This is a genomic window from Pantoea sp. Ae19-2 (assembly GCF_059801205.1).
The window spans coordinates 2,086,584-2,107,918 of record NZ_JBCHWE010000001.1 but is presented as its reverse complement, the minus strand read 5'-3'; the positions used below and the strand labels follow the sequence as shown (position 1 = coordinate 2,107,918).

At 51.2% G+C, this 21,335-nt stretch carries 23 protein-coding genes; 13 read left to right on the top strand and 10 right to left on the bottom strand.

The window, feature by feature from the left end; genetic code table 11:
• Positions 1–58: 58 nt before the first annotated feature.
• Positions 59–1,234, top strand: a complete 1,176-nt coding sequence (locus tag AAIE03_RS09720) for an alginate lyase family protein (RefSeq protein WP_014606069.1) — start codon at positions 59–61, stop codon at positions 1,232–1,234.
• 175 nt (positions 1,235–1,409) lie between these two features.
• Here the strand turns inward: AAIE03_RS09720 and AAIE03_RS09715 are convergent, their stop codons facing one another.
• Entirely contained in the window at positions 1,410–2,309 is a 900-nt protein-coding gene (locus AAIE03_RS09715; RefSeq protein ID WP_019105023.1) for a LysR family transcriptional regulator, read from the bottom strand.
• A 93-nt stretch (positions 2,310–2,402) separates the two neighbouring features.
• Here AAIE03_RS09715 and AAIE03_RS09710 point away from each other — a divergent pair, with 93 nt between their 5' ends.
• Positions 2,403–3,293 (top strand): DMT family transporter, encoded by an 891-nt coding sequence (locus tag AAIE03_RS09710; RefSeq protein ID WP_498562976.1) that lies wholly within the window; start codon positions 2,403–2,405, stop codon positions 3,291–3,293.
• Between the two features lie 374 nt (positions 3,294–3,667).
• Here the strand turns inward: AAIE03_RS09710 and pdxR are convergent, their stop codons facing one another.
• Positions 3,668–5,128 carry a MocR-like pyridoxine biosynthesis transcription factor PdxR gene (gene pdxR, locus AAIE03_RS09705; protein ID WP_019105025.1) on the bottom strand — a complete coding sequence of 487 codons (1,461 nt, stop codon included), beginning with the start codon at positions 5,126–5,128 and terminating at the stop codon, positions 3,668–3,670.
• A gap of 158 nt (positions 5,129–5,286) precedes the next feature.
• Here pdxR and AAIE03_RS09700 point away from each other — a divergent pair, with 158 nt between their 5' ends.
• From AAIE03_RS09700 to AAIE03_RS09670, 7 genes are all read left to right on the top strand, one after another.
• Entirely contained in the window at positions 5,287–6,348 is a 1,062-nt protein-coding gene (locus tag AAIE03_RS09700) for a phosphotransferase (protein WP_058706896.1), read from the top strand.
• A 9-nt stretch (positions 6,349–6,357) separates the two neighbouring features.
• Entirely contained in the window at positions 6,358–7,689 is a 1,332-nt protein-coding gene (locus tag AAIE03_RS09695; protein ID WP_019105027.1) for an aspartate aminotransferase family protein, read from the top strand.
• A gap of 52 nt (positions 7,690–7,741) precedes the next feature.
• A complete protein-coding gene (locus AAIE03_RS09690) occupies positions 7,742–8,410 on the top strand; it encodes a haloacid dehalogenase type II (protein WP_058702432.1) in 669 nt (222 codons plus the stop codon).
• Between the two features lie 577 nt (positions 8,411–8,987).
• On the top strand, positions 8,988–9,728 hold the full coding sequence (locus AAIE03_RS09685) for an SDR family oxidoreductase (protein ID WP_026021006.1): 741 nt from the start codon (positions 8,988–8,990) through the stop codon (positions 9,726–9,728).
• 25 nt (positions 9,729–9,753) lie between these two features.
• The gene (locus AAIE03_RS09680; protein WP_019105809.1) at positions 9,754–10,437 is read left to right on the top strand and encodes an O-methyltransferase; all 684 of its coding nucleotides are present in this window, start codon (positions 9,754–9,756) and stop codon (positions 10,435–10,437) included.
• Between the two features lie 219 nt (positions 10,438–10,656).
• Positions 10,657–10,950: a YciI family protein gene (locus AAIE03_RS09675; protein WP_014606775.1), complete on the top strand. Its 294-nt coding sequence runs from the start codon at positions 10,657–10,659 to the stop codon at positions 10,948–10,950.
• A gap of 150 nt (positions 10,951–11,100) precedes the next feature.
• The gene (locus AAIE03_RS09670; RefSeq protein WP_014606774.1) at positions 11,101–11,619 is read left to right on the top strand and encodes a GNAT family N-acetyltransferase; all 519 of its coding nucleotides are present in this window, start codon (positions 11,101–11,103) and stop codon (positions 11,617–11,619) included.
• Between the two features lie 189 nt (positions 11,620–11,808).
• Here AAIE03_RS09670 and AAIE03_RS09665 read toward each other — a convergent pair whose 3' ends face one another.
• A complete protein-coding gene (locus AAIE03_RS09665; protein WP_064352626.1) occupies positions 11,809–12,246 on the bottom strand; it encodes a VOC family protein in 438 nt (145 codons plus the stop codon).
• A 549-nt stretch (positions 12,247–12,795) separates the two neighbouring features.
• Here AAIE03_RS09665 and AAIE03_RS09660 point away from each other — a divergent pair.
• Positions 12,796–13,371 (top strand): YceI family protein, encoded by a 576-nt coding sequence (locus tag AAIE03_RS09660; RefSeq protein WP_014606048.1) that lies wholly within the window; start codon positions 12,796–12,798, stop codon positions 13,369–13,371.
• 15 nt (positions 13,372–13,386) lie between these two features.
• Here AAIE03_RS09660 and AAIE03_RS09655 read toward each other — a convergent pair whose 3' ends face one another.
• From AAIE03_RS09655 to AAIE03_RS09640, 4 genes are read right to left on the bottom strand one after another with little or no spacing between them, the layout of a single operon-like run.
• Entirely contained in the window at positions 13,387–14,205 is an 819-nt protein-coding gene (locus AAIE03_RS09655; protein ID WP_015700487.1) for an anti-sigma factor family protein, read from the bottom strand.
• The gene (locus AAIE03_RS09650) at positions 14,202–14,759 is read right to left on the bottom strand and encodes a sigma-70 family RNA polymerase sigma factor (protein ID WP_014606046.1); all 558 of its coding nucleotides are present in this window, start codon (positions 14,757–14,759) and stop codon (positions 14,202–14,204) included. Before AAIE03_RS09650 ends, AAIE03_RS09655 begins: the two co-directional genes overlap by 4 nt.
• Entirely contained in the window at positions 14,740–15,291 is a 552-nt protein-coding gene (locus AAIE03_RS09645) for a tetratricopeptide repeat protein (protein WP_015700486.1), read from the bottom strand. The genes AAIE03_RS09650 and AAIE03_RS09645 overlap by 20 nt, the downstream gene beginning before the upstream one ends.
• A gap of 13 nt (positions 15,292–15,304) precedes the next feature.
• Positions 15,305–15,883, bottom strand: coding sequence for a cytochrome b (locus AAIE03_RS09640; protein WP_498562975.1), 579 nt, complete (start codon positions 15,881–15,883; stop codon positions 15,305–15,307).
• A gap of 284 nt (positions 15,884–16,167) precedes the next feature.
• Here AAIE03_RS09640 and AAIE03_RS09635 point away from each other — a divergent pair, with 284 nt between their 5' ends.
• The 3 genes from AAIE03_RS09635 (at position 16,168) to AAIE03_RS09625 (ending at position 19,776) form a co-directional block, all read left to right on the top strand.
• A complete protein-coding gene (locus AAIE03_RS09635; protein ID WP_498562974.1) occupies positions 16,168–17,148 on the top strand; it encodes a D-2-hydroxyacid dehydrogenase family protein in 981 nt (326 codons plus the stop codon).
• The gene (locus AAIE03_RS09630) at positions 17,145–17,474 is read left to right on the top strand and encodes a DHCW motif cupin fold protein (protein ID WP_013025491.1); all 330 of its coding nucleotides are present in this window, start codon (positions 17,145–17,147) and stop codon (positions 17,472–17,474) included. Before AAIE03_RS09635 ends, AAIE03_RS09630 begins: the two co-directional genes overlap by 4 nt.
• 718 nt (positions 17,475–18,192) lie before the next feature.
• Complete coding sequence (locus AAIE03_RS09625) at positions 18,193–19,776, top strand: APC family permease (RefSeq protein WP_042677362.1); 1,584 nt, start codon at positions 18,193–18,195, stop codon at positions 19,774–19,776.
• 60 nt (positions 19,777–19,836) lie between these two features.
• On the opposite strand, the gene AAIE03_RS09620 is transcribed toward AAIE03_RS09625, so the two are convergent.
• The 3 genes from AAIE03_RS09620 to AAIE03_RS09610 form a co-directional block, all read right to left on the bottom strand.
• The gene (locus tag AAIE03_RS09620) at positions 19,837–20,085 is read right to left on the bottom strand and encodes a DUF2543 family protein (RefSeq protein WP_013025493.1); all 249 of its coding nucleotides are present in this window, start codon (positions 20,083–20,085) and stop codon (positions 19,837–19,839) included.
• A 309-nt stretch (positions 20,086–20,394) separates the two neighbouring features.
• Positions 20,395–20,871, bottom strand: coding sequence for a bifunctional diaminohydroxyphosphoribosylaminopyrimidine deaminase/5-amino-6-(5-phosphoribosylamino)uracil reductase RibD (locus AAIE03_RS09615; RefSeq protein ID WP_498562973.1), 477 nt, complete (start codon positions 20,869–20,871; stop codon positions 20,395–20,397).
• Between the two features lie 145 nt (positions 20,872–21,016).
• Positions 21,017–21,328: a VOC family protein gene (locus AAIE03_RS09610; RefSeq protein WP_246874033.1), complete on the bottom strand. Its 312-nt coding sequence runs from the start codon at positions 21,326–21,328 to the stop codon at positions 21,017–21,019.
• Positions 21,329–21,335 lie beyond the last annotated feature (7 nt).

Below are 21,335 nucleotides of genomic sequence, written 5' to 3'. Positions count from 1 at the left end.
ATGCGGGTTTAAGCTGTATTACTTTCGTACGATAAAATATCGGGATAAATGAGCTAACATGATGAAAAGTAAAAACGCGATTATTACAGCCATGTTCTTTTTTGGACTTTCACCTTCGTGTTTTTCTGAAAATGGTTCGTTTATCCATCCTGGTGCATTAAACACGGCTGATGACTTCAAAAAAACAGCTCTGGAAGTAAAAGAAGGACATCAACCCTGGTCTTCAGATTTTGCGTTATTACGCAGTAATGCGCATGATTCACCTGACTATACGCCTCATCCTGTGGCTGTTCTTTACAGGGGCACGGCGGCAGGCCATCCAAAAGAAAATTACGCACTCCTCTTTAATGACGCTGCGGCCGCATATGCTCTAGCTCTGGACTGGCGGTTGAGCGGAGACGACTCACGTGCAAAGCGGGCCGTTTATATTCTCACTCAGTGGGCGGAAAAACTGCGATCCATTGACGGAACATCAGATAAATTTCTCGCGGCCGGACTCTACGGCTACCAGCTTGCTGTCGCAGCCGAAACGCTTCGGGGGTCATCCGACTTCTCAGCTTCTCAGCAAAAGGCGATCAGAAATATGCTCGTTACGGTGTTTGCACCCATGAACATCGCCTTTCTTGAGCATCATAACGGCGCAAAAACGGACCACTACTGGGCAAACTGGGACCTGTCTAGTACCGCTTCACTGATGGCTATTGGTATCTATGCAGACCGAAAAGATTTTTATGAAAAGGCCCGGCACTACTATCTTGATGGAAACGGTAACGGCGCGCTCAGAAAAGCTGCATGGAAAGTTTATCCTGACGGACTTGTCCAGTGGCAGGAGAGCGGGCGAGATCAGGCGCACACGTTGCTCGGCATTGGTCTGGCAGGAACCATCTGTCAGCTTGCCTGGAACCAGGGTGATGACCTGTTTGGTGCATATAATAATCGCTTACTCGGGGCGGCCCGCTACGTAGCCAGATATAATTCAGGAATCAGCGTCCCTTATACTGTTTACCATAACAGTGACGTCGCACAGTCAGTTATTTCAGACAAAGGTCGTGGAGAAATAAGACCTGTGTGGGCATTGTTGTACGGACATTATGTACAGCTTATGCATCTCAGCGCACCAGAGATAAAGGTGGCGCTGGAGAAGGAGGGCCTTGAGGGTGGAGGCGGTAATTACGGCCCGAACAGTGGCGGGTATGACCAGCTGGGTTATGGCACCCTAACTTTCCTTAACTGATATTTAATTAATTTTTTGGCAATAAAGCTGGCCGTGAGAAGCGATCCTAGATACTTACATTGTCTGCAGTGACCCGCCACCTGTTAAGCAATACGCGACAATGTGACAAACTTCAGCCTGCTTCAGAATAACTGCGAACGTCCGCTTTGTGCCAGAAGCGGAACTTTAGCAGACTTTAGATTTCATATTTGAGTGTTGTGCCGGCCCTGTTAAACAAACTTTCTAACAACGTCTGAACCGCAGGTGAAGATCTGCCTAATGAAGAGCAAATAAGGCCAAATTCCCGGTAAATCCTTGGGGTTACTGTTATAACAGATAAACCATGCAAATCAGCAGGCAATGCTGACTGGGGAATAAGAGCAACTCCCATATTTTCGCGCACTAACATACAGGCGCTAATCCAGTCTCGTACGGTTATACGGATGTCAGAGATCTGCAAACCCGCCTGCTCAGCAAGGCTTTTTGGGTTCACTGCACAGCCGCCCGTTGCAAGAATAAACGGCAGACTTGTCAGAACCTCTAGCGATATGCCGCTCAACGCTGCCTGACGGGAGTGAGCATGACCAGCTGGTAGCACCGCAGCCCATTCATCCCTTCCCAGAAGTAAGTCACAATAGCCGGGCAGAGGGTTCATGACTACGCCGAGATCTACAGTGTCTTTCGAAAGCCACTCTTCCACTTCATGATCCGTTCCTTCAAGAACAACCACATTAATACCCGGATGCAGGCGTTTAAATTCTCGCAGCAGGCCGGGTAAGAATGTTGAAGTTACGGTCGGAAAGCTGGCTATTCTGATGCGGGCGTCTTTCAGGCCACGCTCGTCGTCGGCCAGTGCCCTGATAGCATCCAGTCGGGACACCATAAGCCTTGCGTGTCCGATGACCTCTTCACCCAGCGCGGTAACACTGGTATGTCGCCGTTCGCGAATAAACATCCGGAATCCCAGGGAGGCTTCTAACTGGGCAATTGCCTGGCTGGCTCCAGACTGAGTCATGCCTGTCTGCTCTGCAGCTCGCGTGATATTTCCAGAATCGGCAACGGCAACAATCAAGCGCCAGTGCAAAAGATTCATCATTTTATCAGTAGCTCACCTAATGATTAGGATCTTGAACTTTAATTTTACAGCAGCTACGTCCTTAAGCACAGTGTACTCAACACTTTCGCTGTCATGGTCAGCAGCTTCGTATTCGTAGCAGTAGAAAATATTGATAAGGGCGGTTATGTATCTGTTAATGGGATTATTATCTGCACTTTCTGGGGCGGTACGGATTATTTGTCAGGAAAAGCAGCCCGTGAACTTGGGGTTTTTAAGGCGCTTTTTGTGAGCCAGTTGTTTGGGTTAATGATGCTTTCGCTTATTTTTTTCGTTTTCTCAATTCCTTTTGAGCTTCAGATTTCAGGACTTCTGACTGCAGCCATTGCCTCATTTTGTAATCTGTTGGGCATGGCTTTTTTGCTAAAAGCGCTTTCAATTGGGAAAGTTTCAGTCGTTGCGCCTCTTGTTTCCTTGTACGGCGCAGTAACAACTGTGCTCGCCATTATCAGTGGCAGGCAGGTTTCATGGATTATTTTATCCGGCCTTTTTTTGTGCATACTCGGTGCCTGTCTTGCCAGCATTTCACCTTCGCACGACGGAAAAAGAGAATCCCCGGCTTCCGTCGGCTTCGCTTTGATGTCTTCACTATCGCTTGGGCTGGGATTCTGGCTGCAGGGTGAGTTTGCAGTTAAAGAACTGGGCGTAATACAGTCGCTATGGATTTACTATGCCACCGCTCTGATGTTTCTGTCTCTGGTCGTTATGGGTAGAAAAGACGTGAAAAGCCCTTCTTTAGGGATGCTTGGTTTGCTTTTTTGTATCAGCTGTATGAGCCTTACAGGCTTCTTTACGCTTGCATACGGAGCAAGCCTTGGCCACGTTGCTGTAGTTACGGTTTTAAGTTCTCTGGCCAGCGCAGTTACTGCATTGCTGGGCTTTACTCTGAAACAGGAGCGTCTGAGTCTGCCACAATTGTCAGGCCTTTTTATGATAATTTCCGGCGTTGTGGTTCTGAGGATCTAGTATTTATTTTCACCAAGCGTCGTGCGTGCTCATATACGTTGTGCGAATGATTCTTGCTGCTCGGCAATACCAGATTAAAGACCAGTTACGACTGTTTAAGTTCTGAAACGCTCATAAAACCAATGTCCGCTTATCGCTCATAGCAGACTTTGCCCGTTTACAATCATGAGCACTTCAGTCAGCAAACTGTCAACTCAGCCTGAATCAGATATTTCACGCAGCACAGAAATCACCGTTACAAAAGCCAGCTTCCATTTTCAGGGAACCACAAAACAGTGAGCAAGTTTTCACATCTGTTTATCGATGGTTACCCTGTCTGAGGGGGATAACACCTCTACGACTGTTATCGCTCATCATGCCTTCTTAAAGGGCAGTCAGATTGATTCCGCCATAATGTTAACGGCCGAAGCAATGTTTTCGCTCTTTATGCCACCGAAGCCCAGCACAAGGCCGTTGCTCCGACGGGGCTGAAAATAATAGTGCCCGAGTTCCCTTAACGCGACACCTTTACTGGCCGCACTGGCCGTCATCCTGTTTATATCAACTGACGCATTAAACAGGGCCGTCAGGTGCAGCCCTGCATTCCCCCCGGACATCGTGACTTCATTGCCAAAAACCTGAGTCAACGCGCTGCGCAGCGTGTGCTGACGCTCAGCGTAAATCCCGCGCATCCGTCTGATATGGGTGGAAAAATAGCCTTCACTGATAAAGTCAGCCAGCGCCGCCTGCACCGTAAACTGGCCTGGGCGGTAAAGCTGAACCAGCCCTTTTTTAAAGGCACCCGCGAGTTTTTCCGGCAACACCATATAGCTGATGCGTAATCCCGGAAACATGACTTTACTGAACGTCCCGCAGTAAATAACGCGCTGGTAGCTGTCCAGTCCCTGCAGAGACGAGATCGGACTCCTGTCGTAACGGAACTCGCTGTCGTAGTCGTCCTCAACGATCCAGAAGCCGTATTCGGCAGCCAGTTCGGTGAGTTGACGCCTGCGCTGCAACGTGAGCGCAACGCCCATCGGATACTGATGTGACGGCGAGGTGAACAGCAATCTGGGAAACGGGGCCGCAAACGAAAACTGGCTGATATCAATGCCCTGATCATCAACGGGTACGGGGATAATGTTCAGTCCTGCTGCCTGCCAGAGCAGGGCGGTGCTCCAGTTACAGGGATCCTCTGTTAACGCACTGTCACCGGGATCCGCCAGCATATGGGCGCACAGACTCAGTGACTGATTACTGCCCATGGTGATAAGGATTTGTTCCGGCTGGCACACCACCGAGCGGGAAACCTGCAGATAATGCGCAATCGCTTCGCGTAAAGGTAAATAGCCACCTTCGCTGTCGTAGCCGGTCATGTGCGCCGCGGGCCGACGAATATGGCGGTTCTGCATGCGCTTCCACACCGGAAAGGGAAAGTTACTGGTTTCAACTACCCCGGGCACAAACGCGCCTGCATGCTGCGAAACGCCGGAAACACCTGAAATCATGATTTTCGCCCGCGATGACAACGCCGCCTGGGCTTCCGGGGGCGCAGGCGCCAGCCGGCCGGTTGCTGAAGGCGCAACGTCGGCGACAAAAGTGCCTTTGCCACGCTGGCAAAGAATGTAGCCCTCAGCGGAAAGTCTGTCATAGGTCAGCGTCAGCGTCATACGTGACACACCGAGCTCAGCAGAAAGCTGACGTGTTGAGGGCAGCCTGGACCCGGAAATCAACATGCCACCCAGTATCGCCTTCTGAATAATGCTGAAAATCCTGACCTGCAGGGGACGATGCGCATCGGCATCAATATCCTGAAGAATAAGATCGCAGAGCAGAACGGATTGGGAAGTGGACATAAAAATTGATCCGGATTGGCTATAGAGTGTCAGTCCATTATGTCTTATTTTTCAGCCAACCTCATCGGGGGATAATCACGCTGTGCCATCATCCACACTTTTTATTTTCGGGTGACGGGGCGGCTGTGAAATCGGTTGCTTCAACACCGGGACAAGCTATGGCGCAGTCTTATGATGTCCGGCTTCATGCCAGTATGATCACGTCGGTGGACGCGTCTTCGCCGCAGCGCATTGAGGATTTTGTCAGGCGAAATTATGGCTGGGAGGCCCGTGCTCAACGGCTGGCCAGCGAGCGGGATGAGCTTTTTTGTCTCGAGGATGCTTCCGGGAAGCGCGGTATATTGCGGCTGGCCAACCCCGCCGACTGTCCCGAAACAACGGACCTGCAGGTGCAGGCGTTGCAGTGGATAGCGCGGCAGGCACCGGATTTACCAGTGCCGAGGATCATAAAAAGTCAGACCGGCCAGACTGTGCTATTAAGTCAGACGCTGGATGCTCAGTCAGGGACGCCACCGCGTCTGACCTGGCTCAGCACCTGGCTGGACGGCGTTCCTCTGCGAACTTTACCGGAGAGTGAGGCTCAGTTCTTTAATATCGGTGTGATACTGGCCAGACTGGGACGTGTTTTAAAAGACTTTCGTCATGATGGCGCGTTCCGGCCTTTAAACTGGGATCTGAGTCATATCGCTGACTGTCAGGTCTTTTTGCCCGGTCACTGCCCGGACAAAAAATGGAAAGCGGTTTATCAGTTTTTCGACCACATCGATACGCGGATTGTAGGGCCGATAAGAAACTTCAGTAAGCAGATCATTCATGCCGATATGAATCCGCATAATTTTGTCATGTCACCTCACGAACCAGCAAATATATCGGGTATTTTTGATTTCGGTGATATGACGTATACGGCGCGCGTAAACGATATTGCCATTGCAGCAAGTTATCATCTTTCAGGTGAGAATCCGTTTGATCATATAATTCCTTTAGTGCAGGGCTATCATTCTGTCTTTCCGCTCGAGAGGGAAGAAATTGACATGCTGTATGACCTGATTATTGCCAGGTTATGTATGACGATCGTCATCACCGAATATCGCGCTCGTCTCTATCCGGAAAACAGAAAATACATCTTAAAAAATACCCACTCTGCGTGGCTGGGACTTTCCCGGTTAATAACGATCGATTTTTTATCTGCCCGCAGAATACTGCGCGCGGCCTGTAACTGAGGGGGAATGATGAAACCTGCCCTAATGGTCAATGCCTACGAACCGTCTGAAAATACCATCCTGGATCGCCATACCGCCGCGTTAATTGCGCGTCGGGGCCGTGTGCTGGGTCCCTCATATAAATTATTTTATAAACATCCGCTGCACGTCGTTCGCAGTGAAGGTGTATGGCTTTATGACCAATATGGTAAAGCTTATCTGGATGTTTATAACAACGTACCCGCAGTGGGGCATTGTCATCCCGCCGTCACTGACGCGGTCAGCCGGCAATTATGCACGCTGAATACGCATACACGTTATCTGAATGAGGTGGTGCTGGATTATGCCGAACGGCTGGTCTCAACGTTTCCGTCAGACTTAAGCAATGTCATGTTTACCTGCACAGGCAGTGAATCGTCCGACCTTGCGCTTCGTATTGCCCGTTGCCACACAGACGGTACGGGCATCATTGTGACGGAAAATGCCTATCACGGCATTACCGCCGCAGTTGCTGAAATCTCACCGTCGCTGGGTAAGGGGGTGCCGCTGGGCGCTCACGTGCGTGTTGTCCCGGCACCCAATGCTTATCACCAGGGCGAGGGCAATACGGCCGATTTATTCACAGAGGCTGTGCGCAACGCCATAGCCGATCTGCGGCGCCACGGTATTCGTCCCGCCGCGCTGGTCACCGATACCATTTTTTCAAGCGACGGAATTTATTCCGGGCCGGCAGGCTTTTTACAGGGGGCAGTGACGGCGATTCGTGAGGCGGGTGGGCTGTTTATTGCCGATGAAGTTCAGCCTGGATTTGGCCGGCTGGGCACGCACATGTGGGGATTTGAGCGCCACGGAATTGTTCCCGATTTAGTCATCCTGGGGAAACCCATGGGCAATGGTCTTCCCATTGGTGGCGTGGTTGCCCGGCCAGCCTGTTTGCAACGCTTCGCCGGGATTGCCCGTTATTTTAATACGTTTGGCGGTAACCCGGTCAGTTGCGCTGCCGGGATGGCCGTGCTTGATGTTATCGAAAAACAACAGCTGCAACAGAACGCCGCTGAAACGGGCCAGTTACTGATTAACGGGCTGAATACGCTGGCACAACGCTTTCCCGTTATAGGTAATGTCAGAGGCAGCGGATTATTTATTGGCGCAGAGCTGGTCAGCGATAATGCAACTAAAAAACCGGCCGGGGAATATGCGCTGGATGTGGTTAACCGTTTAAGGGCGCGCCAGATTCTTATCAGCGCCTGTGGTAAGGACAGCCATGTTTTAAAAATACGGCCGCCCCTGGTTTTCTCTGCCGAAAACGCGCACTACCTTCTTGCTGTCATGACCGACGTAATGGAAGAGATGTTTAATTAAAAATGATCGCCAGCATGCTTTAAACAAAACAGACAACCAGGAGAATATGACGATGTCGCTGTTCAAACCAAAATATATTACGTTCGACTGCTACGGTACCTTGATCAATTTCGATATGGCCGGCGCAGCCAGAACACAATTTGCCGATCGTATTAACGGCAACGATATGGCGGCATTTGTTAAAGATTTTGCGGCTTATCGTCTTGATGAAGTGCTTGGTGCCTGGAAACCCTACGCGGAAGTTGTGAACAATTCCGTCAGACGTACCTGTAAAAAATGGAAAATTGTCTGCCACGACGAGGACTGTGCGGCCATTAATCACGCTGTGACGACCTGGGGACCGCATCCGGATGTTCCCGCTGGACTGAGCAAGGTGGCCAGAGAGATACCCCTGGTTCTGTTGACGAATTCAATGAACGATTTAATCACGTACCATGTGCCCAGACTGGGGGCTCCCATTCACGCGGTGTACACCGCAGAGCAGGCGCAGGCTTACAAACCGCAGATGAAGGCGTTTGAATATATGCTGGATCAACTGGGATGCGGACCGGAAGAGATTATGCACGTTTCATCCAGCATGCGTTATGACCTGATGACGGCGCATGATATGGGCATTGTTCATAAGGTTTTCGTACAGCGTGGCCACGAGCCGGGCACGCCTTTTTATCAGTATCATGAAATCAGGGATATCGGTGGCCTGGCAGGCGTGCTGGGTCTTTAAACCCGGCACCGGGCACTCAGCCGGTGAGCGTCCGGTCCGCCGGTTCACGTTTCCGGAAAAAACGGGCTATGAAACAGACAATCTGAACTACTTCCCGTCGATTTGCACAGAAGAGTGTTTGCAATGTCCGTTAATCGCTCATAGCGGACAAAGGAAGAGATGTTAGCGTCCGCTTTGTGCCAGAAGCGGACGTTTTCAGCATCTGCACGCACTAATTTGTCGAGAATAGCTTTTACTACATAATCATGCAGGCGCGCAGAAATCATCAGGCGCGTTTTTCAGGTTTTGAAGCAGGGAAAGGTGCCGGAAACAGCCCGGACGCGGCGGAAACGCGCTGAGAGCTTTTCAGATGGTGCGGCCAGGGGTTGTTATGTCTAATGTGCCAGAGCTTCCCTGTGACCACCATTTGATGTCCGCTCCTCGCTCATAGCGGACCTTAGCTCAATTAGCCTGTCCGCTCTGTGCCAGAAGCGGACCTTCAGGCAACAATGTCATAGTTGCATAATGAAACAGATGATGAATAGTATTTTTTTACGTAAGTTAAATGCTGATTCCAGAGACAAATAAGGCTGTAAGCGTGGGCAGATTTAAGGGTAAACGGATACTAATTACTGGAGGCACGAGTGGCATGGGGCTGGCAGGCGCTCAGCGTATTGTCACGGAAGGTGGCCATGTAGCCATAACCGGTCTTAATGAAGAAAGACTGGAGCGTGCACGCAGTCTGCTTCCTGCAGCTTCGCTTATTCTGAAAAGCGATGCTGCAAGCGAAGCTGATATACATGGGCTTGGTGAGGCTATTAACGACTGGGGTTCACTTGATGGATTATGGCTAAATGGCGGTTATGCTGAAGTAGGCTCCCCGGAATCTGTAACGGCAGATTCTTTTAATCGTATGATGAACGTTAATGTGCGAGGCCCGATGCTACAGCTGGCAGCCCTGTCCGAATCGCTCAATTCAGGCGCGTCTATTTTGGTAACTTCTTCCTCCTCTGTCTATGAAGGTGCGGCGATGACAAGTCTGTATGCAGCGACGAAAGGTGCCATTATCGCTATGGTCAAAAGCTGGGCATCAGCGCTGGCTGAACGCGGTATCCGCGCTAACACATTGGTGCCGGGTCCGATTGAAACCAACTTCAGGCACTTTATGCCAGAAGAGTCACGTCAGCAGTTTGAAGATTTTGTGGTAAGCCAGGTTCCTTTAGGCCGAGCCGGAACAGCAGAAGAGGCCGCTGCAGTTGCACTTTTCCTGCTGTCCGATGACGCATCCTATGTTACCGGCAGCCAGTATGCTGTAGATGGTGGGCTGGTTCATTACTGAAGTTTTTTAAGGAGAGTAAATTCATATGCGCATTCCGGATTACCCTTCACAAGATTCCGATAAATGGGCTCAGGTAGATGCCTGGTTTTCTGAAAAGCTAGCCGCTGAAGATTCAGATTTAAAATACGCTCTCGCTAATAACTCAGCTCAAGGTTTGCCGACACATGACGTATCCTCTTTGCAGGGAAAAATGCTGGCTATTTTCATGCAAATGTCACGTGCCGTTCGTGTTCTTGAAATAGGCACACTTGGGGGGTATAGCACCATATGGATGGCCAAAGCTCTTCCACCCCATGGAAGCATAACGACAATTGAATTCAACGACCATCATGCAGAAGTGGCCAGTCAGAACATCAATAAAGCGGGGCTGGCTGAGCGCGTCACGTTGCACAGGGGAGCTGCGCTTGAGGTCTTACCCACGCTTGATGCGCCTTTTGACCTGATTTTTATCGATGCCGATAAAGTGAATAACCCCCACTACCTTGAATGGGCTATCAGATTGTCGAAACCAGGCACTGTTATCGTAGCAGATAACACCGTGCGCGGTGGCAATGTCATCGAATCTGGTAGTGAAGATCCGAACGTTATAGGCCTGCGAAAATTTGTAGAAATGATTTCTGAGGATGAGCGCCTTGAAGCGACGGCAGTTCAGACTGTTGGTGAAAAGGGATGGGATGGTTTCGTTCTAGCTATCGTTAAAACCCAATGATGCTATTTATCATTCAGGAAAACGCACTTATCTCCAGTGTTTATTCACAATTTCTGAATGATAAACACAAAACATTCAATTCCTCACAAAGCGAACATTGTTTATTGCATATGTCCGCTTTGTGCCAAAAACGGACGTCAACGCTTGATAAAAAGTCATCTTTAGTGCTTATTAACATTCAGGAATCGGCATCCAAAATGCTGCAAAATGGGAGAAGGAATGCTTTTCGCAATAAGGTTTACGGATCACCCAGGTGAATACAATGTCAGAAAACAATATCTTAATCCTCATTTGGACTGGTTAAAGCAAAAACGAGGTGTGGTTCTTGCTGCTGGTTCATTACGTGAAAAAAATAACGATCAACCTGTCGGAGCTCTATGGGTAGTTAAGGCTGAGCATGAAGAAGAAGCCTTATCCATATTTTCCGATGACCCTTTTTGGATCCATGGTTTACGAGCATCGGTTGAGGTTTTATCGTGGAGCCTCGCTTTTGAGGACATGCTTAACGCTTAATGTCTGCTTTCTCATAGCGGACCTTCAACTTAGTTACCTTGTCCGGTTTGTGCCAGAAGCGGGCATTGGCAAAATTTTATTGTCCCTGAAAGAAGAATTGTGCATTTTGGTAAAGCAGTCGCTTTAAATATGCTAACACCAGGAGAAGTGATGACATTTCAGGATGCGCCTCGACTTGAGACAGAACGACTAATTTTAAAGCAATTTACGCTCGACGATTTTCCAGCGCTTATGGCGTGCTGGAGCACGCCTGAAATGATTAAAATTAATGGCGGTGAGAAACCAACGACAGAAAGTGTTTGGAGCCGCTTATTACGTTATATCGGACACTGGCAAGCGTTAGGGTATGGCTACTGGGCGGTGTTTGAGAAAACTACAGGCCGTTATGCTGGTTCGTTTGGTTTCCAGGATGTTCATCGTGATATCACACCTCAGTTAAAATACCCTGAAGCTGGATGGACATTAATTCCTGAAGTTCAAGGCAAAGGTTATGCGTCTGAAGCACTGGCCGCAGTTTTACTATGGGCCGATCAGACATTATCCTCCCCATTGTGCTGCATTATTGACGAAGAAAATAAACGTTCAAATCATCTGGCTGAGCGCTTTGGTTTCCAGTTTCAAGATTATGTTACCTATCGCGGTAAGCAAGTACGCATGCTTGTACGCTAATAATTAATTAAACCATAAATGTAATTTTTAGCGGGTCTACGGAACGTCCGCTTAGTGCCAGGAGCGGACGCTGCTTGCATCATGGTAGGTTAGTTTACAGGGAGCAGGTCAGTCCGCTCTGTGCCACCAAGCGCACGTTGCAAACATCACCGCTCTGATAAGAAGGTAGTGGATCATGACATGTAGACTTCATTGATTGCGTTCCATCAACTCAAGCGTCTGACCATCAGGGCTTTGTAAATATATGACTCTGGTTCCCTGCATGGGGCCTGATGAGACTGTCTGGGGTTTTCCTGGCGTCTTCCAGCCATAGTCCGATACTTTGCTCAGGAGCGTATCAAGATCCTTAACCATAAACGCCAGGTGCGCGTAGCCTGGGATATAGGGTGCTGAAGGCGCTTCTGGCTGTTCAATGTTATTGTATTGCAGTAATTCAATGTTCATACCAGCCACTTCAAGCAAAGCCATTCGTACATCCGCTCCCCTTGCGCCTGTGACTTCATCAATAATGGGTCCAGACATGTTCCCTTCGCGTAATAACTTCCCTCCAAGAATATGGGTCCAGACGAATAATGCGTCTTCAATATTTTTGACTGAAAAACCGACGTGATTAGCACTTAAGATCATGACATCACCTGCTGGTTGCAAAAATTGAGCACTTAACTATCTAAAATTGCTGATTTATTTCTTCACGGTAAGTGCGATGGAATTTGTTAAGGAAAAAGCACAACTGAGAGCGGTCTGAATCATGTCGTTATGAGCCATCCACAGCGACAGCCGTACAGGTTACCTGCTCCCTGTTGAACAATACGCGACCAGGTACAAGCCGGTATCTAGTGTAGAAAAACGGCGAATGTCTGCTTGTCACTTATTGCGGACCCGACATGCTCATCTGATTTGTGCCAGAAGCAGACAGTCTTATTTCAAGGCTGACAGCAGACAAAACCGTTTTCCAGAACGCTACAAGCAGAATGCCGGTCATCAAGGCGCACCCGCAAAACATCATCAGCACCCGGCATCCCGAGTCTGTCTGAGCCGCACAAGCTACCCGCTTCCACATCAAAGCGATGAGGCGGGATCCACATCCTTTCAAATGTTATATAACTGTAAGTATTAATCGAATAAAGTTGCTACCTGGCGCGTTAATGCGTTGTCTGTTTACTGGAGAATCCCGTTATGACGCGCGCTGTATCTATTCTGGTTGCTGGGTTGCTGCTGAATCCGTTATCCCACGCGGCTTCACTTTACTACACGATTTCCACACCTGACACCGCGATAGGGCTGTCATGGCACGCATTTGGCGGTATTTCGCATGCGAAATTAACGGGCGTAACCGGCGAGGTTGCGCTGAATCCGGCAAATGAAATGGATAATCGTGTGAAGGTCACTATTCCGGTCACCACGCTTATCGCGTCCAACAACCTGCTGACGTATCAGTTAAAAAGCAGCATGTTTTTTGATGCTCCCCGTTATCCCAATATCGTTTTTACCAGCAGCCGGATCGTGGCGCAGGGCAACGGCAATTTCAGGATTTTTGGCTCATTGTCGGTAAAAGACGTTCAGCGACCGGTCATTCTGGAAGCCACGATGGAAGAGCACGACCGCACGGCGCAACGCGATGAACGGATCGCGCTACATGCCATGACCACGATTTCCCGCTCGGCCTACCATATGGATCGCTTCACCGCGTTGGTGGATGATACGGTGACGATCAAGATTGATATTCAGGCAGAGGCCAGTCATGTGCCTTGAAAGCGTCCCACGCCGTTAAGCGCTAAGGGCGTTTTTCAGGGCGCTGGCGCTGTCTGCCAGTGCTTCGTCCGGGTTGCGGCCAATCAGGACAAACTGATAGCCGCCGTGGTGCCACCAGACCAGGCGCATATCATGTCGCTGTTCGCGCTGAAGCCCGGTTGAGGCAGGCTGGGCGTCCGGCGAAATGCATAGCGCCATCGGGCCATATTCCGCATGGATCCACGCAATTTGCGCGATAGATGTGCTGTCATAGCGCAACATGCGCACCATCTTCAGCTCTGCATCCGGCAGGGAAAGCTGCTGCGTATTGAGATGTAGGCCAATATCCTGCGCGGTGCGGGCCAGGCCATGCTGTAACGCGGCAGGGGAGTTATCCGCATCCAGCAGCGTTTCTGCGCTGTAGAGCGACATGTACTGGGCTTCAAGATCGCGAATCTTCTCGCTCTCACTCAGCCTGGTTTTAGCCGGGCGGGCGAGGTAGCCGAGGCCTGAACCGATCATCAGAAAACTCAGCGAGGCTGCAATCAGCGAACGACGGCTAATGCCCGATGTCGCGGTAGCGACAACATCGGCGGCGGGTGCCTGCGCTGGCGCGTTTAACAACGCGTCGAGCCGGCGCTGCATTTTTGCTTCCGGGGCCTTATCCAGTAAGGGCGCAAAGGCCGTGTCAAAGTCGAGCTGGCTTTTCATCAGTTCATCGATGCGTTCAGCCAGTTCAGCATCGGTTTCCAGCAGTAATTCGAGCCTGCGTGCGTCATCAGGGTTCATTTCGCCATCCAGCCAGGCCACCAGCGCTTCGTCGCTGAAGGGGGGCGCAAAGCGTAGCGTGTTCATGAGCGTTTCTCCTGCGCAGAAGCCTGAGCATCAAACGATTTTGCCAGCGCCGAACGCGCGGTTGCCAGCCGGCTCATAATGGTGCCGATGGGTACGGCCAGCGTCTCTGCGGCTTCCTGATAGGTAAATCCTTCAACATAGACGAGAAAGACGGTATTGCGCTGGGCTTCTGGCAATGCGCTGACGCGCTGCATGATTTTCTGAAAATGCAGGCGTTCATCATCACGTTCCCGCGTGTCAGGCGCCAGCAGTTCCTCACTTTCAACAAAGCCCTGTCCTAACCGCACGCGGCGGGCGCGCAGGTCGGAAATCCAGATAGAGTGAAGGATCGAGAACAGCCAGCGATCTATCCGGGTACCCGGCGTAAACTGCGCGCTCTTTTCGAGCGCGCGTACGCAGGTAGACTGCACGAGTTCTTCGGCAACGTCGTGGTTTCGGGACAGCACCAGCCCGTAGCGCCACAGGCGCGTCAGATGGGCAGCAAGCTGCTGGCGAACTTCGCTGGTCGTGATGTGACTGTCCTCATCGTAGGTATCAGGATTCCGGATGACCATTAATGGCGGCCTGCAAATCACGATACTCTTCGCATCCTGTACCGCACAGGCTGGCGATGGTTTTCAACTGCGCTTTTGCCAGGTCGGGACGGCCCTTAATCAGCCACGCTTCGCCCAGGTATTCGCGCACTTTCGCATAGCGCGGGTTAAGCGCCAGCGAGCGTTGATAATACCCGATCCCTTCGTCGGTACGCCCGAGTTTTCGGGTGGCATAACCCCGGTAATTCCAGGCTTCTGCAGTGTCGGGCTGTTTCAGACTATCCAGCAGGGTAAGCGCGGCCTGATAGTCGCCTTTCTTCGCCAGATGATAGGCATAGTTTGTCTTGTCTTCGTCACTCAGGCGTGCCGTTTTGTCGGAAACACACTGTTTGGTCTTGCTGTCGTAAACCTGCCCGCGCGGACAGTCCGGAATTTTACTGTTGGTGCTGTCATCGCCTGCGGCCAGTGCCGGGGCGACGTGGATAACGAACAGCAGGGCCGGAACCAGCAGCTTACGGCCTGGGGTACGCAGCAGTGAAGCGGTGTTTTTCATGGTAGTGCTCCAGTTAACGAAAGAGGCGAACGGGCAGCATGCGGCGCAGCACGTTATCGCGGAGAAAATAGTGATGGAACAGGGCGGCCATAGCATGGAACGCGGCCAGAATAATCAGCGCCCAGGCGACATTGTTGTGTAATTCACCCAGAGCATGTTTGAGCAGAGGATCGACATGCACCCATCCGCTCAGATCCAACAGGCCAAAAAAGCCAAAGGGTTCCTGCTGCGCCCAGCGAAACATAAAACCCAGCACAATTTGCGTGAACAGCAGCAGATAGAGCGCACCGTGAACGCAGTGAGAAAGCAATTTCGCCGGACGTGAAACGGCGGCAGCGGGCATCGCGTAACGCGGCGAACGTTGGCTCATTAACCGCCAGACCGGACGGATCACCATGACCAGCGCCAGCACGATCCCGCAGGAAATATGCACTGACAGTAAGCCTTTCCGGAGCGGTGTTCCGCGCTCCAGCCATTCCCAGATGTGCGCACTGGCAAACAAAAAGATGACGCTGGCCGCGGTAATCCAGTGCAGCGCCAGGGTCATTCCGTCGTAGCGCTGTCGGGGTTTCTTGGGTTGTGTGTGAATCATGGCTTTCGTTCTCTCCTTCAGGTTTATGATGAGTGAACGTGCGTATGCGGATTTTTATTCGACTTTTTTTGCGATGTTTTAGAGCGAGATAAGTGACGGGGAAAGGGTGAACAAGCGCTGAGGTGCGAATGACATCGTCCGGCGCACACTTCGCACTGCCTCGGGCGGCATGGCGCGCATCCTGCACAAGGACATTGACGTAACCGAGAGGCTGTTTTAATGATGTAGGGCGGTTATTCAGCCGACGGTAACAAGCCAACTCCATTCTTAAGGCGCGCGATCCCATGACGATTCAGGTTTGTATTCCCGACGATTATCATCAGGCCACGGCAGGCCTCGACTGCCTGCAATGCCATCCCCAATTTACCTGTACCGCTGTTGGGGATATCAGCCTGGATCCTGATGCAGAACAGGCGCTGGCGACGGCTCAGGCCTTGATCCTGATCCGTGAGCGCACCATCATTGACGAGGCCTTTTTACAGCGCACGCCGCAACTAAAGCTCATCAGTCAGACCGGTAAGGTCGCCCGCAATATTGATATTGCGGCCTGCTCACGGGCGGGTGTGGCGATTGTCGAGGGCGTCGGCTCGCCCGTTGCACCGGCTGAACTGACGTGGCTGCTGATTATGGCAGCCCGCAGAAAGTTCGTTCAGGCCGTTAACGCCATGCGCGCCGGTCACTGGCAGGCAGAACTGGGGCAGGGCGTGAGTAACCAGACGCTGGGGATCCTGGGCTACGGTAAAATTGGCAAGCGGATTGCGGCTTATGCAAAGGCATTTGGTATGCGGGTGCAGGTCTGGGGCAGCGATCGCGCCAGGCAGGAAGCGCAGCAGGAGGGAGTGATAGTGCCTGCCAGCCGTGAGGTTTTTTTTGCCTCCAGCGACGTGATAACCGTTCATCAGCGCTTAGTGGCAGCAACCGAGGGCAATATCACGCGCGACGATCTGGTGCAGATGAAGCCCGATGCATTGTTCGTCAACACCAGCCGGGCTGAGCTGGTGGCCGCAGATGCGCTGCTGAGTGCGCTGCGCCAGGGCCGCCCGGGTTTTGCCGCTCTGGACGTTTATGAGCAGGAGCCGGTATACGATCCCGCGCATCCGCTGTTATCACTGCCCAACGTGCTCTGCACGCCGCACATCGGCTATGTCGAGAAGGACAGCTACAGCCTGTATTTCGGCACCGCGTTCGAAAACGTGGTGCGCTTTTTCGACGGTGACCGAAGCCATGTAATAAATCCTGAATCTCTTACGGAGCATGAAAAATGAAAATGGAAAATATCCCTTTCGGGATAACAGACTGGGCACAGATAGAGGCAGAACGGCATCCGGGTGATAGCGGGTTTGCGCTCTGGCGCGTGGCAAAGTTTGGCGATATCAGAGTCAGAATGGTTGACTATTCCCCCGGCTACGTGGCCGATCACTGGTGTATAAAAGGGCATATTCTTCTGTGCCTGAAAGGCGAAATGGTCACAGAGCTGGACGATGGACGCACGTTTGTATTAACGCCGGGCGTGAGTTATCAGGTTGCCGACGATGCCGAAGCCCATCGATCAACCACCAGAGAAGGGGCGACGCTGTTTATTGTGGACTGATGGCAGTATAAAAAAGCGGTTACCGCAACGGATAGCCTCAAGTTGAATATAGGGTGCTTCTGCTGATACTTGGACTAAAAAAAGCAAGGAGACAGAGGGCACCTTTTTCAGACGATGATTTCTTATTGCCGTAATCATTAACACAGGGCGCAGCAGCATCATTACGCTGAATGTCTGATGACCCTTCTCTTTTTTAACTTTCTTTTTTATTCATAAAACACCAGATGGGAAAACGCATTGAAATATCGGGTATCAGGTGAAAAAGGCCTACCTCATCCGCATTTTTACGCAGTCTGCTTGACACCTCGATGCTCCTCCATCACTGCAACGCAGGCCCTGACAGCAAAGGGATGAAGGGGAAACTAACGTCGCGTTATTTTGCGTGGCGTCATTCAATTGACTAAAGGCGTTGCTAACGACCTGTCCCCTGAATATATGTCACAACTTTTGCACTGGTGACGGAATGTTTCAAATAGCATCGCTATATATTTTCTGGATCATTGCAGTGCGCGTTGCACCCCGATCTCATGCTTAACATCGCTACTCACGCCTACGGATATTTTATATTTCTGTTGAAACGGATTCCTGAAACCCTTATCTGGCAGGTTATGTGATCTGGAATGTTTCTTACATAAACGATTACGACAGTAAAATATTGCTGGCACACAATATGCTTTATTCCCACCTACAACATCCAATAATCAGACAGGGGCATAGCATGGCATCTACGGGACTTAAAAAGAAATTAGGGTTGGTCGATCTGTCATTACTTGGCATCGGCTCAATGATCGGTTCGGGCTGGTTATATGCCGCCCTTAACAGTTCCGGCTATGCGGGCAGCCATACCGGCTGGGCATGGGTACTGGGTGCCGTGATCGTTCTGATGATTGGCCTGGTTTACGCCGAGCTGTCCTCCGCGCTACCGCGCGCCGGCGGTTTTGTTCGCTATCCCAATTATTCGCACGGCAACATCGTTGGTTTCGTGATTGGTGTCAGCTCGCTGCTGGCCTATACCAGCACCGCAGGGGTGGAAGTTGAGGCCGTTCGTCAGTATGCGATCTACTGGTGGCCCGCACTGGGGCATGAGGACGGCAGCCCAACGGGGTTAGGGTTTGGCGTGCAGATTGGGCTGCTGGTGGTGTTTTTTCTGCTCAACTACTGGAGCGTCAGCTTCTTTGGGCGGGTGAACACGATTGTCACCACCTTCAAATTTATCGTGCCGTTGCTGACCATCGTGACACTTCTGCTTTACTTCCATGCGCCAAACCTTGATGTTCCACCTTCACCGCCGGGTGGGGCTCATGGCGTTTTCAGCTCACTGACGGGGGCAGGGATTGTCTTTGCCTATCTTGGCTTTCGTCAGGCGGTTGATTTTGCCAGTGAAGCTAAAAATCCACAGCGCAACGTGCCGCTGGCAATCGGTATTGCCATTGCTGTCAGCTTCGTGATTTACCTGGCCCTGCAGTATGCGTTCATGGGGGCGGTACCGACCGATTTGCTGTCACAACATGGCTGGGCAGGGCTGAAGCAGATATTCCAGTCTCCCTATGCCGATCTGGCCCGCAGCCTGGGGCTGACCTGGTTGATTAACCTGATTCTTATCGACGCGGTGATTTCCCCGGCCGGGACCGGCAACATCTACCTGGCCGGCGCCGCGCGCGTGCTGTTTGCCTGGGCGCGTAATGGCCATCTGTTTAAAGTGTTTGGCAAAGTGGATGCAAAATCTGGCGTACCGCGCGGTGCATTGTGGCTGTCGCTGCTGCTGGCCATCGCCTGGACATTGCCTTCCGAGTTTCAGGTCTGGGGCGGTTTAATCGGCGCAGTGACGTCGGCAACCGTTTTTACTTACATGCCCGGCCCGATAACCCTGGGCGCTTTTCGTCAACACCTGCCCGATATGCAGCGTCCGTTTCGTCTGCCCGTTGCGGCGGTTCTCAGCCCGCTGGCGTTTGTTGCCAGTACGCTTTTGATTTACTGGAGCGGCTGGTCTGTTAATGAGATCCTCATTCCGATTCTGATTGTTGCCTGGGTCGCTTACGCGATCTTTGGCAAAAAGAGCAACCAGTTCAGTCAGGATTTGCAGTGCGCCTGGTGGCTGCTGGCTTATTACATCGCGGTCATGGTGGTTTCTATGCTGGGTACCTACGGCGGAAGCGGTATGATTGACGCACCACTCGATATGATCCTCATTATTGTCGCGTCTCTGGCCTGCTACTTTTGGGGCGTTAAAGCGAGCTTTTCTCAACCCAACATTACCGATGAGGAAGCGGAATCCGCATCCTTTAGTCAACACGCGGTATAGTGTTTATCGCCTGCACCTGTGCTCCGGCACAGGTGCTTTAGCGGGCAGCATTTACCGGGATTAGTCTTCGTTGCCCCACTGATTCAGGAAGGTGGCGATCTCATCAATGCGTTGTTCATTAATGCCCGCTTCAACGGCCATCTCTTTCTGCGCTTCTTCACTGATTTCTTCGTTATTCATTAAACGGCCAATCAGCAACTGGAAATAGTGTGCCAGGGCGTCACGCTCGGATTCGCTTACCGGCGTTTCCGTTTCTGACGAATACTCATCGGCAATGTCGTAGTATTTCAGTGAGACTTCGTTGTTCATATCTTGCCCTCAGGGTTAGCACCTGTGTCTTTTGTGACTGAATAGAATGGGTTAATCATAACATTCATCTCGCGATTTTTCTGCCAGTCAGCGGCGGGGGGCGGGAAAATTAACAAGCGTGCGGGCATCCGCTTATTTGCCCGTTCATGCACTAACAAGGGTGAGCTGCGCGTGCCCACAGAACAGATTATTGCTACGGACGAAGCCGGGCCGTTCTGGCCGGGCGGTAAGTGCCATCACGACGAAAATGTCGGGATGATGATGGGATAACGTTCCGCTGAGATCCCAATGCGGCGCTAAAAGTGATGTTTATAACGAAGACGTGTCCAGATAGGGGAAAAGAAATTTCTCGACCGCCTGCTTTCCGATGCCCGATGTAAAGCTGATGCCTGCCTTTTTTAAAATAGTGCGTCCCGCTCCCCTGTTCTTCGGGTGCGGATCGTCCATGGCAATATAAATATGTTTTGGCTTTAGCTCTGCAATTGTTAAAGCACACGAAGGCGTTCTGCCCTGAAAAGAGCAGGGCTCAAGCGTGACATATATTTCACATTCGCTAATGGGGAAGGTAAGTTTTGCGATCGCGTCGATCTCAGCATGGTGTTGGCCTGGCGGTTGTGTAAACCCCTTAGCAACGACCTCGCCGTCATGAACGATCACGCATCCGACAGGGGGATTGGGTCTGCATTCGGGTAATGCCTGGCGGGAGTACTCCAGCGCCAACATCATAAATTTTAGCTTTTCTTCCATAATGCCTTTAACTGCTGAAGTTCTGGGATCGGTAGACATCCATATTTATGGCCCCTGTCATCGATGTCCAGCGATTAAGGAAACTGAACCACCGCATTGAGCATGGGTAATCACATCACAAGGGCATATGGCAGCCCTTATTTGTGAACCTCTGTTTCCTGTTTTACAGGCCTGTCGTTTTGTTTTACCTGTTCTGGTAAAGATCCCAACGGTTACCATAGAGGTCTTCGAATACCACAACCAGCCCATACTCTTCCTCTCGGGGTTCCTCACAAAACGTCACATCTTTCGCTTTCATGGCTTGGTAGTCGTGCCAGAAATCATTGCTCTGCAGGAACACTCTGCCGCCGCATTGATTACCAATAAAGCTTTCCTGACGGTCACCTTTATCCAGCACGCATAACGTTATCGCACCCTGGCATTGCTCAACAGACAGGAAATGAGCTTCTGGCTTTGGCACTGAACGGAACAGGTAGGCGGCGGGAAAAACGGGCAAAAAACGG

What these genes read in the sequence shown, in the direction of transcription:
- AAIE03_RS09720 (WP_014606069.1), top strand. Translation starts at nt 59, where the DNA reads ATGATGAAAAGTAAAAACGCGATTATTACAGCCATGTTCTTTTTTGGA.
- AAIE03_RS09715 (WP_019105023.1), bottom strand. Translation starts at nt 2,309, where the DNA reads ATGATGAATCTTTTGCACTGGCGCTTGATTGTTGCCGTTGCCGATTCT.
- AAIE03_RS09710 (WP_498562976.1), top strand. Translation starts at nt 2,403, where the DNA reads ATGGTCAGCAGCTTCGTATTCGTAGCAGTAGAAAATATTGATAAGGGC.
- pdxR (WP_019105025.1), bottom strand. Translation starts at nt 5,128, where the DNA reads ATGTCCACTTCCCAATCCGTTCTGCTCTGCGATCTTATTCTTCAGGAT.
- AAIE03_RS09700 (WP_058706896.1), top strand. Translation starts at nt 5,287, where the DNA reads ATGGCGCAGTCTTATGATGTCCGGCTTCATGCCAGTATGATCACGTCG.
- AAIE03_RS09695 (WP_019105027.1), top strand. Translation starts at nt 6,358, where the DNA reads ATGAAACCTGCCCTAATGGTCAATGCCTACGAACCGTCTGAAAATACC.
- AAIE03_RS09690 (WP_058702432.1), top strand. Translation starts at nt 7,742, where the DNA reads ATGTCGCTGTTCAAACCAAAATATATTACGTTCGACTGCTACGGTACC.
- AAIE03_RS09680 (WP_019105809.1), top strand. Translation starts at nt 9,754, where the DNA reads ATGCGCATTCCGGATTACCCTTCACAAGATTCCGATAAATGGGCTCAG.
- AAIE03_RS09675 (WP_014606775.1), top strand. Translation starts at nt 10,657, where the DNA reads ATGCTTTTCGCAATAAGGTTTACGGATCACCCAGGTGAATACAATGTC.
- AAIE03_RS09670 (WP_014606774.1), top strand. Translation starts at nt 11,101, where the DNA reads ATGACATTTCAGGATGCGCCTCGACTTGAGACAGAACGACTAATTTTA.
- AAIE03_RS09665 (WP_064352626.1), bottom strand. Translation starts at nt 12,246, where the DNA reads ATGATCTTAAGTGCTAATCACGTCGGTTTTTCAGTCAAAAATATTGAA.
- AAIE03_RS09660 (WP_014606048.1), top strand. Translation starts at nt 12,796, where the DNA reads ATGACGCGCGCTGTATCTATTCTGGTTGCTGGGTTGCTGCTGAATCCG.
- AAIE03_RS09655 (WP_015700487.1), bottom strand. Translation starts at nt 14,205, where the DNA reads ATGAACACGCTACGCTTTGCGCCCCCCTTCAGCGACGAAGCGCTGGTG.
- AAIE03_RS09650 (WP_014606046.1), bottom strand. Translation starts at nt 14,759, where the DNA reads ATGGTCATCCGGAATCCTGATACCTACGATGAGGACAGTCACATCACG.
- AAIE03_RS09645 (WP_015700486.1), bottom strand. Translation starts at nt 15,291, where the DNA reads ATGAAAAACACCGCTTCACTGCTGCGTACCCCAGGCCGTAAGCTGCTG.
- AAIE03_RS09640 (WP_498562975.1), bottom strand. Translation starts at nt 15,883, where the DNA reads ATGATTCACACACAACCCAAGAAACCCCGACAGCGCTACGACGGAATG.
- AAIE03_RS09635 (WP_498562974.1), top strand. Translation starts at nt 16,168, where the DNA reads ATGACGATTCAGGTTTGTATTCCCGACGATTATCATCAGGCCACGGCA.
- AAIE03_RS09630 (WP_013025491.1), top strand. Translation starts at nt 17,145, where the DNA reads ATGAAAATGGAAAATATCCCTTTCGGGATAACAGACTGGGCACAGATA.
- AAIE03_RS09625 (WP_042677362.1), top strand. Translation starts at nt 18,193, where the DNA reads ATGGCATCTACGGGACTTAAAAAGAAATTAGGGTTGGTCGATCTGTCA.
- AAIE03_RS09620 (WP_013025493.1), bottom strand. Translation starts at nt 20,085, where the DNA reads ATGAACAACGAAGTCTCACTGAAATACTACGACATTGCCGATGAGTAT.
- AAIE03_RS09615 (WP_498562973.1), bottom strand. Translation starts at nt 20,871, where the DNA reads ATGTCTACCGATCCCAGAACTTCAGCAGTTAAAGGCATTATGGAAGAA.